At 39.9% G+C, this 20631-nt stretch carries 14 protein-coding genes and 1 riboswitch; of the genes, 13 read left to right on the forward strand and 1 reads right to left on the reverse strand.

Going from position 1 to position 20631, the window contains the following annotated elements:
• Nucleotides 1-247: 247 nt before the first annotated feature.
• The 9 genes from ACJ004_RS03995 (at nucleotide 248) to ACJ004_RS04035 (ending at nucleotide 11720) form a co-directional block, all read left to right on the forward strand.
• A complete protein-coding gene (locus ACJ004_RS03995) occupies nucleotides 248-2035 on the forward strand; it encodes a cache domain-containing sensor histidine kinase (protein ID WP_410891215.1) in 1788 nt (595 codons plus the stop codon).
• Nucleotides 2013-3227, forward strand: coding sequence for a response regulator transcription factor (locus ACJ004_RS04000; RefSeq protein WP_410891216.1), 1215 nt, complete (start codon nucleotides 2013-2015; stop codon nucleotides 3225-3227). Before ACJ004_RS03995 ends, ACJ004_RS04000 begins: the two co-directional genes overlap by 23 nt.
• Complete coding sequence (locus ACJ004_RS04005) at nucleotides 3227-4162, forward strand: substrate-binding domain-containing protein (protein WP_410891217.1); 936 nt, start codon at nucleotides 3227-3229, stop codon at nucleotides 4160-4162. The genes ACJ004_RS04000 and ACJ004_RS04005 overlap by 1 nt, the downstream gene beginning before the upstream one ends.
• A 166-nt stretch (nucleotides 4163-4328) precedes the next feature.
• Nucleotides 4329-5864, forward strand: a complete 1536-nt coding sequence (locus ACJ004_RS04010) for a sugar ABC transporter ATP-binding protein (RefSeq protein ID WP_410891218.1) — start codon at nucleotides 4329-4331, stop codon at nucleotides 5862-5864.
• Nucleotides 5854-6882, forward strand: coding sequence for an ABC transporter permease (locus ACJ004_RS04015; RefSeq protein ID WP_410891219.1), 1029 nt, complete (start codon nucleotides 5854-5856; stop codon nucleotides 6880-6882). The genes ACJ004_RS04010 and ACJ004_RS04015 overlap by 11 nt, the downstream gene beginning before the upstream one ends.
• Nucleotides 6883-6922: 40 nt before the next feature.
• On the forward strand, nucleotides 6923-7936 hold the full coding sequence (locus ACJ004_RS04020) for a substrate-binding domain-containing protein (RefSeq protein ID WP_410891220.1): 1014 nt from the start codon (nucleotides 6923-6925) through the stop codon (nucleotides 7934-7936).
• 21 nt (nucleotides 7937-7957) lie between these two features.
• Complete coding sequence (locus ACJ004_RS04025; RefSeq protein WP_410891221.1) at nucleotides 7958-9985, forward strand: glycoside hydrolase family 172 protein; 2028 nt, start codon at nucleotides 7958-7960, stop codon at nucleotides 9983-9985.
• Nucleotides 9986-10268: 283 nt separating this feature from the next.
• Nucleotides 10269-10383, forward strand: a riboswitch (SAM riboswitch).
• Between the two features lie 91 nt (nucleotides 10384-10474).
• Nucleotides 10475-10852: a peptide-methionine (S)-S-oxide reductase gene (locus ACJ004_RS04030; RefSeq protein WP_410891222.1), complete on the forward strand. Its 378-nt coding sequence runs from the start codon at nucleotides 10475-10477 to the stop codon at nucleotides 10850-10852.
• Between the two features lie 244 nt (nucleotides 10853-11096).
• Nucleotides 11097-11720 (forward strand): DNA-3-methyladenine glycosylase, encoded by a 624-nt coding sequence (locus ACJ004_RS04035; protein ID WP_410891223.1) that lies wholly within the window; start codon nucleotides 11097-11099, stop codon nucleotides 11718-11720.
• Nucleotides 11721-12266: 546 nt separating this feature from the next.
• Here ACJ004_RS04035 and ACJ004_RS04040 read toward each other — a convergent pair.
• Nucleotides 12267-12902, reverse strand: coding sequence for a hypothetical protein (locus tag ACJ004_RS04040; RefSeq protein ID WP_410891224.1), 636 nt, complete (start codon nucleotides 12900-12902; stop codon nucleotides 12267-12269).
• A gap of 414 nt (nucleotides 12903-13316) precedes the next feature.
• Between ACJ004_RS04040 and thrC the strand changes: the two genes are divergently transcribed.
• The 4 genes from thrC to ACJ004_RS04060 all read left to right on the forward strand — a co-directional run bounded on the left by thrC (nucleotide 13317) and on the right by ACJ004_RS04060 (nucleotide 20521).
• The gene (gene thrC / locus ACJ004_RS04045) at nucleotides 13317-14720 is read left to right on the forward strand and encodes a threonine synthase (protein WP_410891225.1); all 1404 of its coding nucleotides are present in this window, start codon (nucleotides 13317-13319) and stop codon (nucleotides 14718-14720) included.
• A gap of 295 nt (nucleotides 14721-15015) precedes the next feature.
• Entirely contained in the window at nucleotides 15016-15609 is a 594-nt protein-coding gene (locus ACJ004_RS04050) for a TlpA family protein disulfide reductase (RefSeq protein WP_410891226.1), read from the forward strand.
• Between the two features lie 152 nt (nucleotides 15610-15761).
• Nucleotides 15762-19271 carry a 3-keto-alpha-glucoside-1,2-lyase-like domain-containing protein gene (locus ACJ004_RS04055; RefSeq protein WP_410891227.1) on the forward strand — a complete coding sequence of 1170 codons (3510 nt, stop codon included), beginning with the start codon at nucleotides 15762-15764 and terminating at the stop codon, nucleotides 19269-19271.
• A gap of 242 nt (nucleotides 19272-19513) precedes the next feature.
• Entirely contained in the window at nucleotides 19514-20521 is a 1008-nt protein-coding gene (locus tag ACJ004_RS04060) for an ABC transporter substrate-binding protein (RefSeq protein WP_410891228.1), read from the forward strand.
• Nucleotides 20522-20631: the final 110 nt, after the last annotated feature.

Raw genomic sequence — 20631 nt, forward strand, 5'->3', positions numbered from 1 at the left:
CTGAATCAGACGTTCCATGAATTCTTACTTTGACTTTTTGAGCTGGATACCGTTTTTCTCCGCTTCTAGTATTGTCCTTATCACCTTTTCGCAATACAATGTGCTGCTAATTTTCCCATCAGGATTTTTAAAACAGTATACACAGCTATCTTTATATAACCCGTCCGGATATGTTAAAATATTATGAAAAGTCTGGAGCGTTTTAAAGGGATGAGAATTAGTTGATTTACTTTTTTGGGGGAATGAGATGTTTTCTGGAAAAGGTCTTCGTACAAAACTATTAATCTATTTTATTACGATTATTTTACTGCCTTTTACCACACTTGGGGTTTTCGGCAACTGGGTTTCAAGTAAAACGATTGAAGATGAAGCAACCACACATACTGAACAAATGATTGAACAAGTCCAGATTAATACTGAATCTTACATAAAAGACGTTGAAACAATGATTAAGTTTCTCGGCAATGAACCCGAAGTTATAACGTTTTTGCAGAATAAGACGCCTTCGACAGAAAGTGAAAGGGAAGCTACAGAAAGAGAAATTAGCCGATTAATGACAAATGTTCAAGGTAATCAACCGGAAATTGCCGGGATTCTGATCGTAAATAAAGATGATAAAGATATTAGCAACGAAATGTACCGCTCCTCAAAGGATCCGCTCACAGAGGAATCGTGGTATACCGAAGCCGTTCAAACACCTTCCGAATTTCATCTTAATAGCAACCCGATAGGGAGAAATATTAGAAACCGTGTCAATTACAGTGCTGATCAAGTAGTATCTATTGTGAAAGCAATAAAAGATCCCCTGAAAGAAAACATCCTTGGTGTCATAATGGTGGACTTGAAACTGGATGTTCTTGAAAAAGCCGTTACCGGAGTAACCCTTGGAAAAAGTGGCTTCCTCTATATTGTCGATGCAAAAGGGGATGTCGTCTATGCACCGGTAAATCCGATTGTCCAACGTGTAAACTCCGAATGGCTTGAGGAGGAGAATGATAACATTGTGAAGAATATTTTAGGTAATCGTTTTCAGATACTAGTAAGCGCCTCCGTTTTTACCGGATGGAAAACCGTTGGCGTTTTTTCCCTTAATGACACCCTTAAGGAAGTCACACAGGTCCGAAACTTCTCTATAGCGATCAGTATTGTTACTCTGTTATTTGGTATGGGTGCAGCAATCATTTTTACCAATTCTATCGTGAAACCTGTGGGAAGACTTAAGCTGCTGATGAAAAAAGCCGAGGCAGGGGATCTAAACGTCCATTTTGACAGTCCATCACAGGATGAGATTGCCGAATTGGGTAAAAGTTTTAATAACATGATTGGCGAACTCCGGAACCTAGTGGATATGGTTTATAAAGAACAAAAGGGTAAGCGCGAAGCTGAATTAAGGGTTTTACAGGAACAAATTAAACCGCATTTTTTATACAATACGCTCGACACCATTCAGTGGATGGCGATAGAGGAGAAGAATGATGAAATTGTAAAGATGATTGCCGCGTTAACTAATTTGTTCCGAATTGGATTAAACAAAGGCAAAGAAATGGTTAGTGTTAAGGAAGAGATGGAGCATATTCGCAGCTACCTGATTATCCAAAAAGCAAGATATGAGGAAAAGCTAGAATATGAGATTACAGTTGAAAAAGAAATTGAAAATCTCCTTGTGTTAAAGCTGATTTTACAGCCATTGGTAGAAAATGCAATCTATCACGGAATAAAAGCCCGACGCGGGGTAGGGAGGATCAGGATAAGCGCAAGACAGGAAGACGATAAAATTGTTTTTATGGTGAGTGATAATGGCGTCGGAATTTCTCCAAAAAGATTGGAAGAGTTAAGGGACCTGTTCGTTGATGGAATTCCATTAACAGATAAACCAGGGTATGGGTCATTTAATATTAACGAACGGATACAGCTTACTTTCGGGCAAGACTATGGTCTGCATATAAGAAGTAAAGAAGGTGAAGGAACAACAGTTGAGATATGGCATCCTATTATTGGAGAAGGGGATCGATATGTGGAAAATGCTAATCGCTGATGATGAACCTAAAATCCGCCGCGGGCTTGCACGCTTAATTGATCATTTAGAGATCGAGGTTGAGGTGGTAGGTCTTGCGGAGGACGGAGAAATGGCATTGGAAATGGTAAAAGAACATTCACCTCAGCTAATGCTTGTTGATATATGTATGCCTTTTTTAAACGGTCTGGAGTTAATCCAAGAAGTTCAAAACATAAACCCGGATTGTTTTGTGGTGGTGATTACAGGATATGACGAATTTACTTATGCCCAGAAGGCGGTCAAACTCGGTGTATTTGATTACTTGCTTAAACCAATTGTTCAGGAGCAATTACAAAGTGTATTACATAAGGCAATTGAACAATTGACACTTCGGACTACACAGAAAAAATATTCAGAATGGACCAATGAGCAGCTAAAAAAAAATCTGCCTTTATTAAGAGAGCGCTTTCTTGATGAATGGATGAATGGCTCGATTTCGAAATCGGATATCCAAGAGCAAATGGACTATTTAAATATCACGTTATCAGAAGGAAACCAAGGAATAATGGTTATTAAGCTTGCAGAACAGAGTCATTTGCCAGGTGCAGATAAAACATGGGAAAGGAAGCTTGCTTTATTTGCTTTACAGAACGTTATTACAGACTTGCTAAAGTCCTGGCAACCATGCCTCGTTTTCAGGGATCGGAAGGATTATATTGTCGCAATCCTGCCAAATAAATCATGGTCAGAGTGGGTAGAGTTACCGAAAATGATCAGTGAAAAAGTGGAGAGTATCCTGGAATTTCCAATAGTAGTAGAAGCAAAGGAGTCCGTTGGAGGGCTTACCGGGATTTGTGGGGCATATGAAGAGCTGGTGAGAGTAATTGAAAATGAGCAATTCAATTCACCGATAGTGGCCTTGACTAAAAAATATATTGATACCCATTTTCACAAAATTGATTTATCACTCCAGGAAGTCTCAGATGCAATCGGCATCAGCCCCGCATATTTAAGCAGATTGCTTCGACAGGATTTAGGAGCTTCGTTTATTGATTATTTATCTCAAAAACGAATCCAGCATGCCATAAAGCTTTTGAATGACCCTACTGTTAAGATTTATGAGGTTGCCGAAAAGGTTGGATACAAGGGGCAGCATTATTTCAGTACTGTATTTAAAAAGGTGCTTGGCTTGTCTCCCTTGGAATATCGAAAGGGAGGAAAAGGGCACTAGTGTGGAAAAGGCCATTTATTTTATTGATTATTGGTGTTTACTTATTGGGCACGTCGGTTTTTCTGCCAGGTTGCAGCGTCTATCCAGTAAATTCTGAAAAAACGGGAGAAATAAAATATTTAATTGGCATGTCGCAGGCAAATCTTGGAGAACCATGGCGTGTAGTGATGAATGAGGAGATTAAGAAGGAGGCAGCGCGTCATGAAGGAGCAAAAGTGATTTTTACCGATGCCGGGCAAAGCAGCCAAAAACAAATCAGCGATGTAGAGAAGCTGCTTGGTTTAGGTATTGACCTCCTTATCATTTCACCTAACGAAGCGGAGCCCTTAACCCCCATCATCCGTAAAGCATACAAAAAGGTCCCTGTCATCATCCTTGACCGCGATATTATCAGTGATGATTACACGATGTTTATTGGTGCAAATAATAAATTAATCGGTCAAAAGGCAGGAATATATGCCGCTCAATTGCTTGGACAAAAGGGAGGAAATATTGTTGAGATTTCTGGCCTGCCTGGTTCACTGCCTGCACAGGAGCGAAGTGAGGGCTTTAAGAATGAAATTAAGGGTCATCCAAATATTGTCATTGTGAAAACATTGGTTGCAGATTGGCTGAGAGACAACGCGGAAAATACATTTCGAACGTATTTAAGGAATCATTCGGACATTGACCTTGTTTATGCTCATAATGATCCAATGGCGCTCGGAGCGTACCGGGCAGCAATGGCAGCCGAAAAAAAAGATATTCAGTTTGTTGGAATTGATGGACTTCCAGGGAAAAATGGTGGTCTAGAATTAGTGGAGAAATCGATCCTGCAAGGAACCTTTACGTATCCCACAGGCGGTAGGGAAGCAGTTCAATACGCGCTGAAGATTTTACAAAATAAGGATGTACCGAAAAGACTTACTCTCGAAAGCAAGAAAATAACAAAATAAAATTATTAAGATAAGTGGCTTGCACGGAAAAAGATATTTCCTGCAAGTCTTTTTTATTTCAACTATGATATTCTTTTCAGAAAACTATAAAAAATGGCGCAATAGTAGAAATACTTTGATTTTATAAAAATCTATAATGAAACCATAGCAAAAGGTGGTGATGAAGTTGAAAAGTAAAATGGTCCTTCAGGTGAAGGGAATTTCAAAAACCTTCGGTCCTGTGAAAGCGCTTGCTAATGTACAGCTTGATTTAAGAGAAGGTGAAGTGCTTGCTTTGATGGGTGAGAATGGTGCAGGAAAATCCACACTCATGAATATTTTAAATGGAGCTTTGAGCCAAGATGATGGGGATATATTCGTTCAAGGGCAGAAAGTCGAGATTACATCACCCTTGGAGGCGAGAAAGCTTGGGATTGCAAAAATTCACCAAGAGCTGCAGCTTGTACCGGAGCTGTCCATAGCCGAAAATATTTTTCTGTCCAGGGAGCCAAGAAATAAATTTGGCTTTGTTGATTATCGAAAAATGTATGAGCTGGCAAAGCCCTATTTAGATGCATTAGAGCTGCAAGTCAACCCAAAACAGCAGGTAAAAACATTACGCGTGGGCGAACAACAGCTGGTTGAAATTGCAAAATCTATATCAATGGAAGCAAAAATACTAATCATGGATGAGCCTACTTCTGCCCTCAGCAATACAGAAGCACAAAAGCTATTCAAGGTAATGAAAAAGCTGACGGCATCAGGGGTAGCCATCATTTACATTTCACACCGAATGGATGAAATATTTGCGCTGTCTGACAGGATTACCATTTTTCGTGACGGGCAGTACATAGGTACAGTCAACACCGAAGAGACGAATATGGATCAATTAATAACGATGATGGTAGGAAGAACATTAACGGAAATGTACCCGGTAAGAGAATCCAGACTTGGGGAGGAGATTTTAAGAGTACAGCATTTATCATTCAGCCCAACCACCAGAAATAAGAAGAGTCTTACTGATATCTCCATGTCTTTAAAAAAGGGGGAGGTTTTAGGAATTGCCGGTCTAATGGGTTCGGGACGGTCCGAATTTTTTGAATGCTTGTTTGGTGTTCACCCAAAGAGTACAAAAGGAGAGATCTTTTTAAAAGGAAAAGCGGTCCATATCAAAAACCCGATCGACGCAATCAGACAGGGTCTTGCTTTTGTTACAGAGGACCGGAAAGGCCAGGGGATTGTTCCAAGCCGGTCAATTGGCGAAAATATGTCACTCCCGCTATTAAAACAATTCAGCCCGTTCATGTTGATGAATAAACGGATGGAAAAGGATGCCTGGCAAAAACAAATGGATGATTTAAAGATTAAGGCTCCCAGCTTTTATTCTTTGGTGCAGCAGCTAAGCGGAGGTAATCAGCAGAAGGTGATCATCGGCAGATGGCTCCTGACAAAGCCGGATATTTTGCTCCTGGATGAACCGACACGGGGGATAGATGTTGGGGCAAAAGCTGAAATCTACCACCTCATTAACGGGCTTGCATCACAGGGAGTAAGTATCATCATGATATCCTCTGAATTACCAGAAGTATTAGGGATGTCGGATCGCATCCTGACTTTCTGTGAAGGGCAGCTCACAGGAGAGTTCAGCAAGGAAGAAGCAACTCAGGAAAAACTGTTAATGGCGGCCACTTTAAGAGAAAGGAGGGAGGAACATGTCAGCTGAGAAATCTCCTGTGCCAAATTTAGAGCAATATCAGACGAAATTTAATTTGAAGGAAATTTTATACTGGCTTCAACGATTTCAAAGCATTCTTGGTTTAATTGTGGTGGTAATTCTCGCATCGATCCTATGTGTCCGCAATGGTGAGAACCTTTTTCTTGACCCTATTAATCTGGCAAACATTGTCCGCTCTGTATCTGAAAATGGGATTATCGCAATAGGTATGACACTAGTTATCCTGATCGGCGGGATTGATTTATCGGTTGGTGCGATCCTCGGACTGACCGCAACGGCAGCAGCCGACCTGATGATGAACAAGGATTTAGGAATGGTCTTTACGCTTATAATTGTTTTATTAATGGGTGCACTAATTGGGTGGCTAAATGGACTCGTTGTCACCAAGCTGTCGATTCAATCCTTTATTGTTACATTGGCGACGATGAGTATTGCAAGGGGGATTGCCCGCTTTTGGTCAGGCGGTATTGGTGTTCCAATCACATACGGTGAGGAAGCCAATTTGGCACCTTCCGCTTTTAGTACTTTTGCCGAAAGGGTTTATGGTGTTCCTGTACCAGCCATTATTTTTATCCTGCTCGCAATTATCTTTTTTACTGTTTTAAAATTTACCCGGTTTGGCCGGTACGTTTATGCGATTGGCGGTAATGAAACAGCAGGGCATTTATCGGGGCTTAAAGTAGACCGAATCAAGATCCTTGTATTCGTTATTTGCGGCTTACTATCAGCCTTTGCGGGAATTATTCACGCAGCCCAGCTCAGCCAGGGATCTCCTAATGATGGTAATGGTTACGAGTTAAATGCCATTGCAGCAGTTGCGATTGGCGGTACAAGCCTGATGGGAGGAATCGGAACCATCTTCGGAACCATCGTTGGTGTTCTCATTCTTGGCGTCCTCGATAATATGCTGGGACTCTTGAATGTTAACAGTAATCTGCAAATGGTTGTCAAGGGTACAATCATCATTGTCGCCGTTGTCCTTCAAAAAGCGAATTCGAACAAATAATAGATTAATAGGTAAATATAAAAGTGAAAGGGTGAAAGTAATGAGTAATGGAAGAATTGATGTAAAAAAATGGTTGTTCTTGAGCTTTGCCTTGTTGTTGTCGCTGATGCTGGCAGCCTGTAGCGACAGTTCTGAAAACACCTCGAGTACGGCAAATAGCGGGAGCGGGGGAGAGGAGAAAAAAGAATTTTTGATTGGGATGTCTCAGGCCAATCTCGGGGAACCATGGCGTGTAGCAATGAATGATCAGATTCAGGCTGCAGCAGATGAGCATCCGGAACTAAAGGTTGTATTTGCAGATGCGGCTCAGGATAACTCGAAGCAAATTGCTGATGTAGAGAATTTTATCCAGCAAAAGGTAGATTTGCTTATTATCTCTCCTAACGAAGCAAAACCATTAACGGCAGTTGTAAAAAAAGCTTATGATGCGGGAATCCCTGTCATTGTGCTTGACCGTAAAGTAGAAGGGGATGCTTATACGCAATACATTGGTGGCGACAACAAGTTAATAGGTAAAAAAGCAGGTGAGTATGTTGCAAAAGTGTTAGGGGAAAAAGGGGGTAAGGTTGTAGAAATCAAAGGATTAGAAGGTTCGACACCGCAGCAGGAACGGCATGACGGATTTTTAGAAGGGATTTCAAGCAACCCGAATGTTAAGGTGATTGCTTCTCAAAACGCTGATTGGTTAAGAGATAAGGCGATTACCGTCATGGAAAATATCCTTCAGGCAAATAAAGATATCAATGTTGTTTACGGTCATAACGATCCGGCAGCAGAAGGAGCCTACATTGCAGCTAAAAATGCAGGGCGGGAGAAGGAAATGATCTTTATTGGTATTGATGGACTGCCAACTCCGGATGGAGGTCTTAAAGCGGTAATGGAAGGAAGACTTTCCGCAACGTATATTTATCCGACTGGCGGTAAGGAAGCAATTGAAAGCGCTATAAAAATTCTCTTAGACAAAGAGGAAGTAGAAAAAACAGTGATTCTTGATACGATTGAGGTTACAAAGGACAATGCCGAGCAGGTGTATAGGCAATTCGGCGGAAAATAAAAGATTATGAGGAGAGAATTAATGAATAAGCAACGAAAAATATTTACTGTTCCATTTCTTGTTGTACTTGTCATTTTATTAGCAATGCCGGTCGCAGCCTTTGGAAAAAGTAATACGGAAGCTGCCCCTACCAACAAAGGCACGGTAGGCTGGGATATTTACAGACAGCTTGACCGACTTCATGAGCTAAAAAGTGGTGTTGAGACAAAGCAATTTTCGAGCTACGATCGTAACGGCGGAAATAATGACGGTTTTGAAGGGACTTACTCCTGCTTACGCCAGGATGAAGAAGGCTGTGTTATTGCGGAAAGTGAAGGCGCTGGTGAAGTCGAATCGATTTGGTTTACCCGTGATGGCGGAGATGTAACCAGAACAGGAAACATTAAGATTGTTTTGGATGGAAAAACAGTAGTGGATGCATCTTTGCAGGCTGTTGTGAATGGAGAATTGGGAGCACCATTTCTATTCCCATTAGTCGCAAATGGTGATCAAACATCCGGCGGTGTCTATATTAAAATTCCAATGCCATATAAAGAGAGCATGAAAGTAGTTACAACTAACAATCCATATTTTTACCATGTAACTTACCGAGCATTTTCCGATGCTGTTGGTGTAAAAACATTTGATCCAACTGATAAAGCTGAAGATGTCATTGAACTTTTGAAGAAATCAGGTACTCAGGATCCAAAACCAGAACAGGAGAAGGCTAAAAAAGTTGCAAAGGATTTCCAGTTAGCTCCTGGTGAAAAGGTAACACTAGCAAATTTGAATAATCCTGGAAGTATTTCAGAGCTTCGTATGCAAATTCCGCAAATCATTGGTCCGACTCCTGGCAAGCGGGTTATCGATGATGGACGTGCATTTACAGGCTATAGTGAATTTACTGCTGCCGTTAATCCTGAAAACGAAGCGGTGCGGATTACCCGCCGGCTGGATAAAGTGATTGGAAATCAAAAAGCTAATCTATTAGTAGATGGAGTGAATGCGGGCGTTTGGGGGCCACTTCCTGCCGGACAGGGCTGGCTCGATCAAACAATTGAAATTCCGGCCGAATTAACAGCTGGAAAAGAAAATATCACCATTAAAAATAAGTTTGTTTCCTCTGACGTTGATTTTAATGAATTCAGTTACTTCATTGAATCAAAGGTGAATGGTGAATGGGTGCAAACGGATGTCATGGATCTTGGTCCAAACTCCCTGGATGATGAAGCAGCCCACAATTACCAAATTGTAGACCAAAAATGGCAGGGAGTCAGAGACTACCAATATCCTCCCACTGGTGATTCAGAGCTTATTGCAGCTTCAGATGATGTTCTGCAAAATGCCAGACTACGAATCACTTTCGATGGGGAATTGATGGTGGACTCGCCAGTTGGAGAATTCTTTGGGTCTGCCTTTGGTGAATATAACGTTAAATCGTTATTCTTCTCTATGGATACAAATCCGGAAGGCTGGTATACATCTTGGTGGCCAATGCCTTATAAGAAGTCAGCAAAGGTTGAATTGTATAATGGATCTGAGCAAGAAATTACAGCCGGTAAGGCCGAAGTGACATTTGCCAAGTCAGGGCAGTGGGCAAAGGCTTTAGGTTCAAACCCGACTTCCGCTTACTTCAGAACGACTTCTCACAAGGGAGAAGTGACAGGCGGTCAGGATTGGACTTTCTTAAATACCATTGGAAAAGGAACAATTGTTGGGGTTTCCCATTCAATGGAGGGGAAAGACTTTACACGGAATTATCTTGAAGGTGACGAAAGAGTATATGTAGACGAAGCAAACCTTCCGCAAATTCATGGAACAGGAACAGAAGATTTCTATGAATCAGGCTGGTACTTTAACCGCGGAACCTTCACCAATCCCTTAAACGGCAACACTGCCCACGAAGTCAATGCCTTTGGGACAGAATTTGACAGTACGGGAGCATACCGACTCCTAATCGGCGACTCCGTCTCATTCAACACATCCGCAAGATTCGGCATCGAAGTCGGCTGGGAAAACAATGTCCCTGCCCACTATGGTTCCACAACATATTGGTACGGAATTAAATAATGGTGGTGGAGTAATAATATTGTTTTATATGGTGCCTGACACCGAAGAAAGACAGTTTACCCAATTTGTCCACGTGGAGTGGACGGTGATAAAGTGATTATAATTTAGCCAGGTTTCTTCGCAGGAGGAGATCTGGTTATTTAGCGTAAAATAAAAGTAAAATATGCTTCTTATCGTCCAATGGGGTTATTATTTTAAATTTTTGCTTGATTTTTTAGATTAGTGAGTGGTATTGTTAGTAACAATAAACCAACTAAACATTAAAAAATAAATAGCGATAAACTTCTTATCCAGAGTGGTAGAGGGACAGGCCCTGTGAAACCCGGCAACCATCAAGTCAAAATTTTGGCTTGAACGGTGCTAATTCCTGCAAAGGTATTACCTTTGAAAGATGAGAGGAGAGTATTTAACAATACAAACCTCTCTTTTAATCAAGAGAGGTTTTTTTAAATGGATAAAAGGTTTATCGCTCAGGAGGAGCGAAATTAAATGGAAAGAGCAGTATTTGGTGCAAGTGAATTTTTTAGTCAAAAAGCTTTTATTACAGGATTTCGAGGTATTGAATCTGTTCAAACAGGACACCTAAAAGGGAAAAATGTAGATATAGTAGAAATATGGTTTGATCCCTGGAAAGTATCTTATCATGAATTATTAGAGTTGTTTTTCGACTTACATGATCCAACTTCTAGGAAAGGTCAGCAATTTAAAAATCAATCATTCATTTTCTTTTCAGATCTTAATCAATTAACTGTAGCTAAACAAAAGAAAAATGAGTTACAACATATATTTAAAAATGAACTTATAACAGAAATTACTCCAGTTCGGGAACATATTAATAGTCTAGAAGAAATAAAATTAATATCCTAAACCACTAATTTGAAAATGTTTTGGCAAGTACTGTTTTTGTGCGACTGACAGGTTAGAATTTTCTCAAAATAAATCTAAAAATCCGTCACTGCGACGGATTTTTGGTTTTATTGTTTTATTGGAATACAAACACTTAAATATTCCGGAGGGGTATCAGAATTTGGAGCTCCTCTTGAGACTTGTTAAGTATAGAAAAATTGAACTCGTCAGCATTATAATAGTAACGTAAAAGGAGGCATATAACATGGGAGAAATAACTGAAGAAATCGTTCCATTACCCCAAGTATTTTATGAACAGCCGACTCTTGAACTGGCAAAGGCTCTGCTCGGATGCCTCCTTGTAAAAGAAACTAGTGTGGGAATGGCGGCAGGTTATATTGTCGAAACAGAGGCTTACATAGGTCCAGGTGACAGGGCTGCCCACAGTTATAATAATAGGCGGACCACTAGAACCGAGGTCATGTTCCAACGTTCCGGCCTTACCTATACTTATTTAATGCATACACACTGCCTATTCAATGTGGTTAGCGGTGGTAAAGAAAATCCTGAAGCGGTTTTAATCCGCGCCTTGGAACCTCGGTATGGTATCGAGATAATGAAAAACAGGAGAGGGCTGGAAGACTTGCGAAGCCTGACAAATGGGCCGGGCAAACTGACAAAATCATTGGGCATTACCATGGAGGACTATGGCCACACTCTTACGCATCCTCCATTATATATTGCTAAAGGCCTTAGTCCGGATAGCATATCAGCCGGGAAAAGGATCGGAATTGACAAGTCTGAAGAAGCACGGGACTATCCATGGCGCTTCTGGGTTACGAATAATAAATATGTTTCACGGCATCAAAAGTCTATTTACGTGTATTAAAGTAGGACTCGTCTCTAAAAAAGTTGTTACTTTTTTGGAATCGCTGATAAAGTTGAAGTTTCGCTGATAAAGTGTTTGGAATCGCTGATAAAGTTGAAGTTTCGCTGATAAAGTGTTTGGAATCGCTGATAAAGTTGAAGTTTCGCTGATAAAGTTGAAGTTTCGCTGATAAAGTGTTTGGAATCGCTGATAAAGTTGAAGTTTCGCTGATAAAATGTTTGGAATCGCTGATAAAATTACAGATTCGCTGATAAACTTACGAATTACGCTGATAGTTTAGATTAATTCACTATGATTTTACACTTTCTGGGAGGTCGAACGTTGTAAATAACCACATTCTTTACGAAAACAACCTAAAAAGGACTTAACACCTTGGTTAAGTCCCTATAATAAATGGATTAATTTAGTTCTCCATAGTAAGAATTAGGCTTGCAGCCGATTATTTCTTCCTTTCCTAGAGTTTATTCTATCGAAAAGGATTATCCATTTAATCCTATTGTTTCGATTTTACTAATATGAAGTTTTTTTCAAAAAGAACAATCTTTATCAACACCTCCTCATCATTAAAATGGTTTGGTTCCGATCACCTGGACCGATAAAATCTAATGCGGCAGGAGAAAAGACCGTAACTTTTCTCTTAACGCCCTCTAAAAGAATTCGGATTGATTTAATAACTCCGATATCCTGAAAGGCATTGCCTCCTAAGAAAATCTCCTTGTTGACGCTCCTGCCAAGGACAGAAATATTTTTTTTACTAGCCTTATTAGTGGTGTCACGCTCATTCAATTCTTTATTGATTAGCAATGATACTTTCTTTGTTTGAAATACTTCTTCTTCTACCGATGCAATTACGCCGATTTCACGTTTATTTAACACTAAGACGAAGTTATAGCCTGTCTCTGTTTTCCTTTGTACTATTTCTACTTCATCTGTAATAATCGTGACGAAATCTACGTTTTCATTCAGGTGTGAGTTTTTTGAGGTTTCCTTTTGTTTCACCACTCGATAAAATGCTTTTGCTCCAATTCCTTCTTCGGTGAAGTCAAAGGGTTTAATACTTTGTGTGCGGACAAAGTGAAGTTGATGTACCTTTTCTTTGTTGTTTAATTGGACACATAATGCCACATCTTCTTTCACCGCCTTTCCCTCTTCGTTAGAGAGCATAGGAACATTCATTTTCATGCCTGGAAATTGAACGAAGATGTAGCTGAAGTTTTTCTTAGGTTGTAGATCTGAAAGTATCATAAATACACAACCTCTCTATTTTTGTTACAAGATTATTTTTCTTGTAAGAGTATAATTCAATATCATTCTTCTCATTCCTGTATGTGTATGATGAGTTTTTATCGTCACTTTCTTATGAAATACGATGGTTCCTCCTATTTGTTGAGTAAATATGAGGAAATCTACTATCGAAATATGTAATTGATAAAAATATGCCTTTTAAAACGACAATTTATAGACTATTCGCTCAATTATGTATAAAATAAAATTTATATATTTTTGATTCAAAAATAATATAGGATTCACATGTTTCTAAATGAATCTTGTTTTACAATTAAGATAATAAAACTTTTAATATACTTGGAGGCTGTCATGAACTTTGTAAGTACACGAGGTAATGTAACTAAAATTGGATTTATTGATACAGTCCTAATGGGACTGGCAAATGATGGGGGACTATTAGTACCTGAGAAGATTCCGCAAATTTCTGCAGACAAGTTAGAGGCAATGTCCGAGTTAACTTATCAGGAATTAGCATTCGAAATCTTTTCCTATTATGTCGATGGTGAAATTCCAGACAATGAGTTGAAGGCATTAATCGAGAAAAGCTATGCTACCTTCCGCCACCCAGAGGTCACACCTGTTAAAAAGGTGAAGGATAACATGTTTGTACTAGAATTATTCCATGGCCCGACCTTTGCTTTTAAAGATATTGCACTGCAATTCTTAGGAAATTTATATTCCTATGTTTCAAAGAAAACAGGTGAAACGATTCATATTCTCGGAGCAACATCAGGTGATACGGGTGCTTCAGCCATTGAAGGTGTCAGAGGAAAAGAAGGCATTCGCATTTGTATTTTGCATCCTCATGGGAAAGTTAGTAAGGTTCAAGAATTACAAATGACAACTGTTGATGACAAAAGTGTGTTGAATTTAGCCATAAAGGGAACGTTTGACGATGGTCAAAGAATCATCAAGGAATTGTTTGCAGATATGAATGTGAAAAACAAATATCATCTGCGTGCGATTAATTCCATTAACTTTGTTCGTATTTTGGCGCAAACCGTCTATTATTTCTATGCCTATTTCCAAGTGAAAAAAGAGTTGGAGTTACAGAGCGTGAACTTTAGTGTACCGACCGGGAATTTTGGAGATATCTTTGCTGGTTATCTTGCGAAGAAAATGGGGCTTCCTGTAGGTAACCTCATTGTCGCGACAAATGAAAATAATATCTTAGAAGGGTTTATCCGTGATGGCGTGTACGAGCCTGGTGAGTTCCGCAGCACATACAGCCCGTCGATGGATATCCAGGTCGCAAGCAATTTTGAGCGTTATTTATACTACTTACTTGGTGAAGATTCAAAGGCAGTTTCGGATTTAATGGAGAAATTTCAGTCAGAAGGAAAAATCGTTGTAAGCGAAGAACAGCTCCGCCAAGTGAAAGTGGATTTTGCGGCACATGGAGTTGAAGGGGAAGAATGCTTGCAAACGATTAGCAAGTACTATGATGAAACGAGTTATTTATTAGACCCACATACGGCGTGTGGAGTCGCTGCATATGAAAGATGTAATGATTCTAGTGAGGTTTGTGTTACACTAGCAACCGCTCACCCGGCAAAGTTTAATGAATCTGTTGAACGATGTAACATACAGCAGACATTCCCTGAGCAAATAAGTCAATTGTTTAATAAACCACAGTATTTAGAAGTTGTTGAGGCGGATAAAGATGAAGTAGTTCGTCATTTAGAGACACTTTTTCGTTTTACAGCTAATTAAATCTTAATATTAGGTTGAAAAAGGGGGGGGATTTTTTCCTCCTTTTTTTAATGATTTTCAATAAGAACTAGTTCGTTAAATCCATCAATTTATTAAAGAAGGTTGTTTTTTTTATGTCAATTAGTTACGAAATAAATTCGTGTTTGTCTAAGACATTGCATCACAAATTTTTGCCGAAAATCACAAAAATTCTAGGTTTTTTACAAATACATGTGCTTGGAATCCATTTATGATAGATTTACGCTCAAAGTTATATTGGCAGCGCTATCATTAAAGTGGGGAAGGAAGGTATTTAATGAAGAAAAATATATGGCTCATTGTTGCCATCGTACTCATCGTAACCCTTGCCACCCTCCAGGCGGTAAACAATACAGCAGCCCAAAAGGCAAATACTGTTGAGGACAAGAGTTTGGATGCAGAAGCGTTGGAAAAGATCGTAAATCAGGCTGATTCTGGCCACGGAACTAGATCATCTGGCGTAAAAGCACCAGCATTTACACTGAAATCAATAGATAATTCCTATGTTTCAATTGGAGGAAAAAGCGCTAAACCGATTGTCTTGAATTTTTGGGCAAGTTGGTGTGATGCCTGCTCTGTCGAAGCTTTGGAGCTGAGAAAGCTCTATGAGCAGTTTAAGGATCAAATCGACTTCTACGGAATAAATGTGACAACCGAAGAAAAGCCTGAAAATATTAAAGATTTTATTAAGAAAAACAATCTTCAGTACCCAATTTTGCTCGATGAGCATAAGCACACTGCTGATCTTTATGAACTTCATGCGTTGCCCACAATGTTCTTAATCGACAAGGAGGGCTACATTATTGATACGTTCCACATGGTGGATTCGCTTGAACTAGAAGAGAAGATAGGTCGTCTTGCCAAGAAGTAAGCTTTCTAATCTTTTAGATGAGAGATTTTATTAGAATCTATTTTTTTTGCAGTGTTGTCTTTAAATGTGCAATTAAATCCTAAAGAAAGGGGCTTCGTAAAAACAATAAGAGTAGTGTTTATTAGAATAATATAAAAAGAGTGGTGAATCTGATGAAGGTCAAATTAACGATTGTTCAGCTTCTTTTACTGACTTTATTTGTATCAAGCGTTTTCCAGTATCCTGTTAAAGCGGAAGTAAATAAAAAAATCCCTGATTATTTCGCGGATCATTTCGATAAAACAATCATTAATGCTAAATGGAATGTGATTGAAGGCCCATGGGGAATTGATTCAGGTAAGTTGACTGTTAGTAGAGGAGCCGGGTATAAAGCTATCAGCCAAAACACTTCGGTTCAAGACTTTACTTTGGAGACCGAAATCAGCCTTGCAGATAAGAACGGTGATGCAGGTGTGTTGTTTCGGGTCAACAGCGCGGTGCCTGGCGCTGACAATGTTAAGGGCTATTATGTTGGCATTACGGCAAATGGTACAGGGTCTGTATTTTTGGGACGTATGAACAACAACTGGAACGAATTGAAACGGACTGCCGTCACAATAAATACTAATTCAGTTTATCATTTAAAGGTATCTGCTGTTGGCAGTAAAATACAAGTCTATTTAAATGATAAATTGGTGCTTGAACAAATCGACAGTACCTATACAACAGGAAGCATCGGAGTTAGAATGTACAATTCCCTGCCAACTTATGATAATTTCAAGGCTAGCACCACGGATGGTACCACTCTGTTCGAGGATAAGTTCGACATTACTCCAGAACAAGCAATCAACTCATGGAATATCGTTGACGGCAGTTGGAAATTACAGTCAGGGATCCTATTAGGCAATAAAGGTGAAAGCAGTAACATTGTTGCTGAGGATATACAGTTAGAGGATATGACTTTGGAAGTCAATATCAAACTTCCTGCGGATTCTGGAACAGGAGACGCAGGTCTATTGTTCGGACTGAAAAACGTTTCTGCGGATGATGATCATGTACGCGGATATTATGCCGGAATTAGCAGCAACGGTACATTGACTCTTAATCAATTAAAAAATAACAAGCGGCAGGTTCTGAAATCATTAAAGTTGTTTGATCGTATCGAGCCTAATAAGTTTTACCATCTGAAAGTCGTCACTAGCCAAAAAAGTATTAAGGTTTACGTTAACGATACCGTTACTCCATCCATTCAATATACCGATAACAAAAGAAGCCACTACGGTAAAGGTGGAGTTGGACTGCAAAGTCACCAAACTCAATCGTCGTTTGATGATTTTATTGCAAGCGCCTATGTAGTGCCGGCCAAAACATACAAAGAACCGGTCATCAACAAAAAACCACTGGCTGAGACGCCGTTTACGCCATTGCCTCTTGGTTCGGTTGAGGCTAAAGGATGGCTCCTTAAACAACTCGAGCTTCAGCGTGACGGAGCTACCGGTCATGCGGAAGATTTGTACAGCGAGCTTGGAACAAATGCAGCTTGGCTTGAAGGCACGGCATCTGATTCTGATTGGGAACGCCCCGTATATTATTTAAAAGGCTTGATCGCTCTTGCTTATACATTGAAAGATGAGAGTCTTATTGCCACTTCACAAAAATGGATCAACGCCATTTTGGATAGTCAACGGAAAGATGGTTCATTCGGGCCGGTTAGTAATGACGATTGGTGGCCGCGAATGGTAGCACTATATGCCCTGAAAGATTATTACGAAGCTTCGGGTGATGCACGCGTTCTTCCATTTATGAGTAACTATTTTCAATATCAAGTCGTTCATTTGCCGGATCAGCCTTTAAAGGATTGGGGGAAAATAAGGGTAGGAGATAATATCGATACCGTTCTATGGCTGTACAACCATACGGAGGAACCCCTCTTGCTCAATCTGGCGGATACGCTAGCAGACCAAGGTTATCCAATTTCAGACATGTTTAATAATAATAAGTTTCAGGATTTTGGAGATGATTTCCAACCCACCCATGCGGTTAATGTGAATGAAGCCATTAAAATGCCGGCTATTTACTACCAGCGTTCACATTCCAATAGAGATCGTGACGCCTTCAAGAAGGGTGTAAATAATTTATCCAATCATACTCAAATCACCGGCATGCCTTCCGGTACAGAAATGCTATCAGGTTTATCGTCCACGCAGGGAGTAGAACTTTGCGCCATAACAGAGAGAATGCAAAGTAATGAGGAAGCGGCGATGATTCTTGGCGATCCGCACATTGGCGATGATTTAGAAAAAATTACTTTCAATTCGCTTCCTGGGGCCATGGATAAGGAAATCAAGAATCACCAATATTATTCCTTACCTAATCAAGTGGAGAGTAACTATGCAGATCATGGCTTTAAACAAGAATATTCCAATGGAATGATGCCTTCGCCCACTTCTGGATTTCCGTGTTGCCGCTTCAATATGCATATGGGCTGGCCATATTTTGTCAAGAATATGTGGGCAGCATCGACAGACGGAGGACTTGGTGTCATTGCCTATGGACCGAGCCAGGTATCAGCAAGACTGAAAAAAGCAGATGTTACGATTAAGGAAACGACAAATTATCCGTTTGAAGATCAAATGAATTTTGATATTACCACGTCAAAAAAGGTAAAATTCCCACTTAAGCTACGTATTCCTGCTTGGTCGGTTAAACCTACTATTATGGTGAATGGAGAGCCAGTTCAAGGTGTGAATGCAGGAGAGTATGTAAACATCAACAGAGAGTGGAAGAGCGGAGACAAAGTTGTTCTTCATGTACCGATGAAACTAAAAACGACAACGTGGATCAATAATTCGATTGGAATTGAACGCGGTCCGCTTGTGTTTTCTTTGCAGATGAATGAGAATTGGCAGGTGAAAGCCAAGCCAATTGCGGGATCGCCAGGTTTCAATGCGTCTGCACTGGGTTTCAATGAGTACAGTGTGAAGGCGGATAATCAATGGAATTATGGCTTGCTAATTGACCGTGCGCATCCTGAGAAATCCATTGATGTGATTACCGAACCAATGCCGGAGAATCCGTTTGTGCAAGCGACGTCCCCAGTTAAGTTGATAGCTAAAGCGAAAAAAATTCCAACCTGGGGCAAAAGAGCCAATAACGTTGAAGCTGCCGAGCCGCCTGTGGGTCCTATTCTTTCGACGGAGCCGACCGAGAATATTACCCTGGTTCCTTACGGAGCGCAAAACCTTCGTATCACCTATTTCCCTGAAGTGTCGGAGAGTTTGACAGATACAGGCACAGCTATATATGAAGCGGAAAAAGCAGATGTATTCCGTGCGAATGTGAGAACTAATGAACCCAATGCATCAGGAGGAAGTTATGTCGGCGGAATCGATTTTTCCGACAGTTATGTGAAGTACAGTCAAGTGGTTGTTCCTCAAGCAGGAAATTATAATGTTGATATTTGGTTTGCTAACGGACTAAGTCCTTCAATCGGAAAAGTGATTGTCAATGGCGAAGTACACTCTATAAAATATCAATCCACACGGGGATGGGGATGCTTCATGGCAACCAAAATAGAGGTTCCTTTGAATAAAGGCGTCAATACCATCATGTTCATGAAGGATCAAGGATTTTATGAACTGGATAATATTGTGGTTAGACCTTTACAACCTGAAGAGAAATAACAGATAAAGTCAGATGATCAAAATGAGTAAAGAACCCAGCTAATTTTATTACTGGGTTCTTTCATTTCTAAAAAAATGAGAATGATCTATAGCGAATATAGTATTCGAAATTAGTCGGCAGCGGTATTTTGTTTCTTTTATGAGAAAGTTCAAAAAATTACAAATAAGTGCTCTATTTTTGTAAATACTTTTCCCTTGATCTTTTGTAATTTTAAGGTAGTACAAAAAGGGGGAATGAAGGAATGTATAGGATGAAAAAAGCCACAGTAAGTCTGTTAATCTTCGTCATGGCATTATTTTTGCTTGTAGGTTGTAATAGTAATACAAATGGAAAAACGGAAGAAGCAAGTGGTGGCAAGAAGGATGGAAAGATTGTGGTGGGTTTTTCCCAGATAGGTGCTGAGAGCGGATGGAGAACAGCAGAAACAAAGTCTATTAAAGAAACACTTGGAAACAGTCCTGACTTTGAATTAAAGTTTTCGGACGCACAGCAAAAACAAGAAAATCAAATTAAGGCAATTAGAAACTTCATCGCCCAGAAAGTAGATGTGATTGCATTAGCACCTGTGGTTGAGACAGGATGGGAAAGTATCTTGAAAAAAGCAAAGGATGCGAAGATCCCCGTTATTCTTCTTGATCGCGGCATTAAAGTGAATGATGAATCGTTGTATACCAGCTTTATTGGGTCAGACTTTATCCTTGAAGGAGAAAATGCTGCTAAAGAGTTGATTAACTTAATCGGTGCTGATAAAAAAGCGAATATTGTGGAACTTCAAGGGACTGTAGGTGCCAGTGCGGCTAATGATCGTAAAACAGGCTTTGCTAATGGATTAAAGGACAATCCAAATTTCAAGATTATCAAGTCACAATCAGGCGATTTTACGAGGACGAAAGGAAAAGAAGTTATGGAAGCGTTCTTAAAGTCTGACGGTAAGAACATCGACGCTGTCTATGCCCATAATGATGATATGGCCATCGGTGCAATTCAGGCAATCGAGGAATATGGCTTAAAACCTGGTGAGGACATTAAGGTTGTATCTATTGATGGTATTAAAGATGCATTTGAAGCGGCTGTTCAAGGGAAAACAAATATAATAGTAGAATGTAATCCATTGCTAGGACCACAGCTTGCACAAGCAGTTAAAGATTTGAAAGCCGGGAAAGAAATTCCAAGTTGGATTAAAACGGAAGAATCTGTTTTTGTTGGGAAAGATGCTGCGGAAGAGGCATTACCGTCCAGAAAGTATTAATCGTGAATTTGTACTGCTAGGAAATAACACATCATTATCGGAATTGCGTATGAAGCAATTCCGATTTTACTATTTAAGAAATCATTAGCCAATAATTGGACTAATAGTCC

Source organism: Neobacillus sp. 204, from assembly GCF_046562815.1.
Lineage (GTDB): Bacteria > Bacillota > Bacilli > Bacillales > Cytobacillaceae > Neobacillus.

Excerpts from the sequence above, each read along its gene's own strand:
- ACJ004_RS03995 (WP_410891215.1), top strand. The coding sequence starts at position 248 with ATGTTTTCTGGAAAAGGTCTTCGTACAAAACTATTAATCTATTTTATT.
- ACJ004_RS04000 (WP_410891216.1), top strand. The coding sequence starts at position 2,013 with ATGTGGAAAATGCTAATCGCTGATGATGAACCTAAAATCCGCCGCGGG.
- ACJ004_RS04015 (WP_410891219.1), top strand. The coding sequence starts at position 5,854 with ATGTCAGCTGAGAAATCTCCTGTGCCAAATTTAGAGCAATATCAGACG.
- ACJ004_RS04020 (WP_410891220.1), top strand. The coding sequence starts at position 6,923 with ATGAGTAATGGAAGAATTGATGTAAAAAAATGGTTGTTCTTGAGCTTT.
- ACJ004_RS04025 (WP_410891221.1), top strand. The coding sequence starts at position 7,958 with ATGAATAAGCAACGAAAAATATTTACTGTTCCATTTCTTGTTGTACTT.
- ACJ004_RS04030 (WP_410891222.1), top strand. The coding sequence starts at position 10,475 with ATGGAAAGAGCAGTATTTGGTGCAAGTGAATTTTTTAGTCAAAAAGCT.
- ACJ004_RS04035 (WP_410891223.1), top strand. The coding sequence starts at position 11,097 with ATGGGAGAAATAACTGAAGAAATCGTTCCATTACCCCAAGTATTTTAT.
- ACJ004_RS04040 (WP_410891224.1), bottom strand. The coding sequence starts at position 12,902 with ATGAAAATGAATGTTCCTATGCTCTCTAACGAAGAGGGAAAGGCGGTG.
- thrC (WP_410891225.1), top strand. The coding sequence starts at position 13,317 with ATGAACTTTGTAAGTACACGAGGTAATGTAACTAAAATTGGATTTATT.
- ACJ004_RS04050 (WP_410891226.1), top strand. The coding sequence starts at position 15,016 with ATGAAGAAAAATATATGGCTCATTGTTGCCATCGTACTCATCGTAACC.
- ACJ004_RS04055 (WP_410891227.1), top strand. The coding sequence starts at position 15,762 with ATGAAGGTCAAATTAACGATTGTTCAGCTTCTTTTACTGACTTTATTT.
- ACJ004_RS04060 (WP_410891228.1), top strand. The coding sequence starts at position 19,514 with ATGTATAGGATGAAAAAAGCCACAGTAAGTCTGTTAATCTTCGTCATG.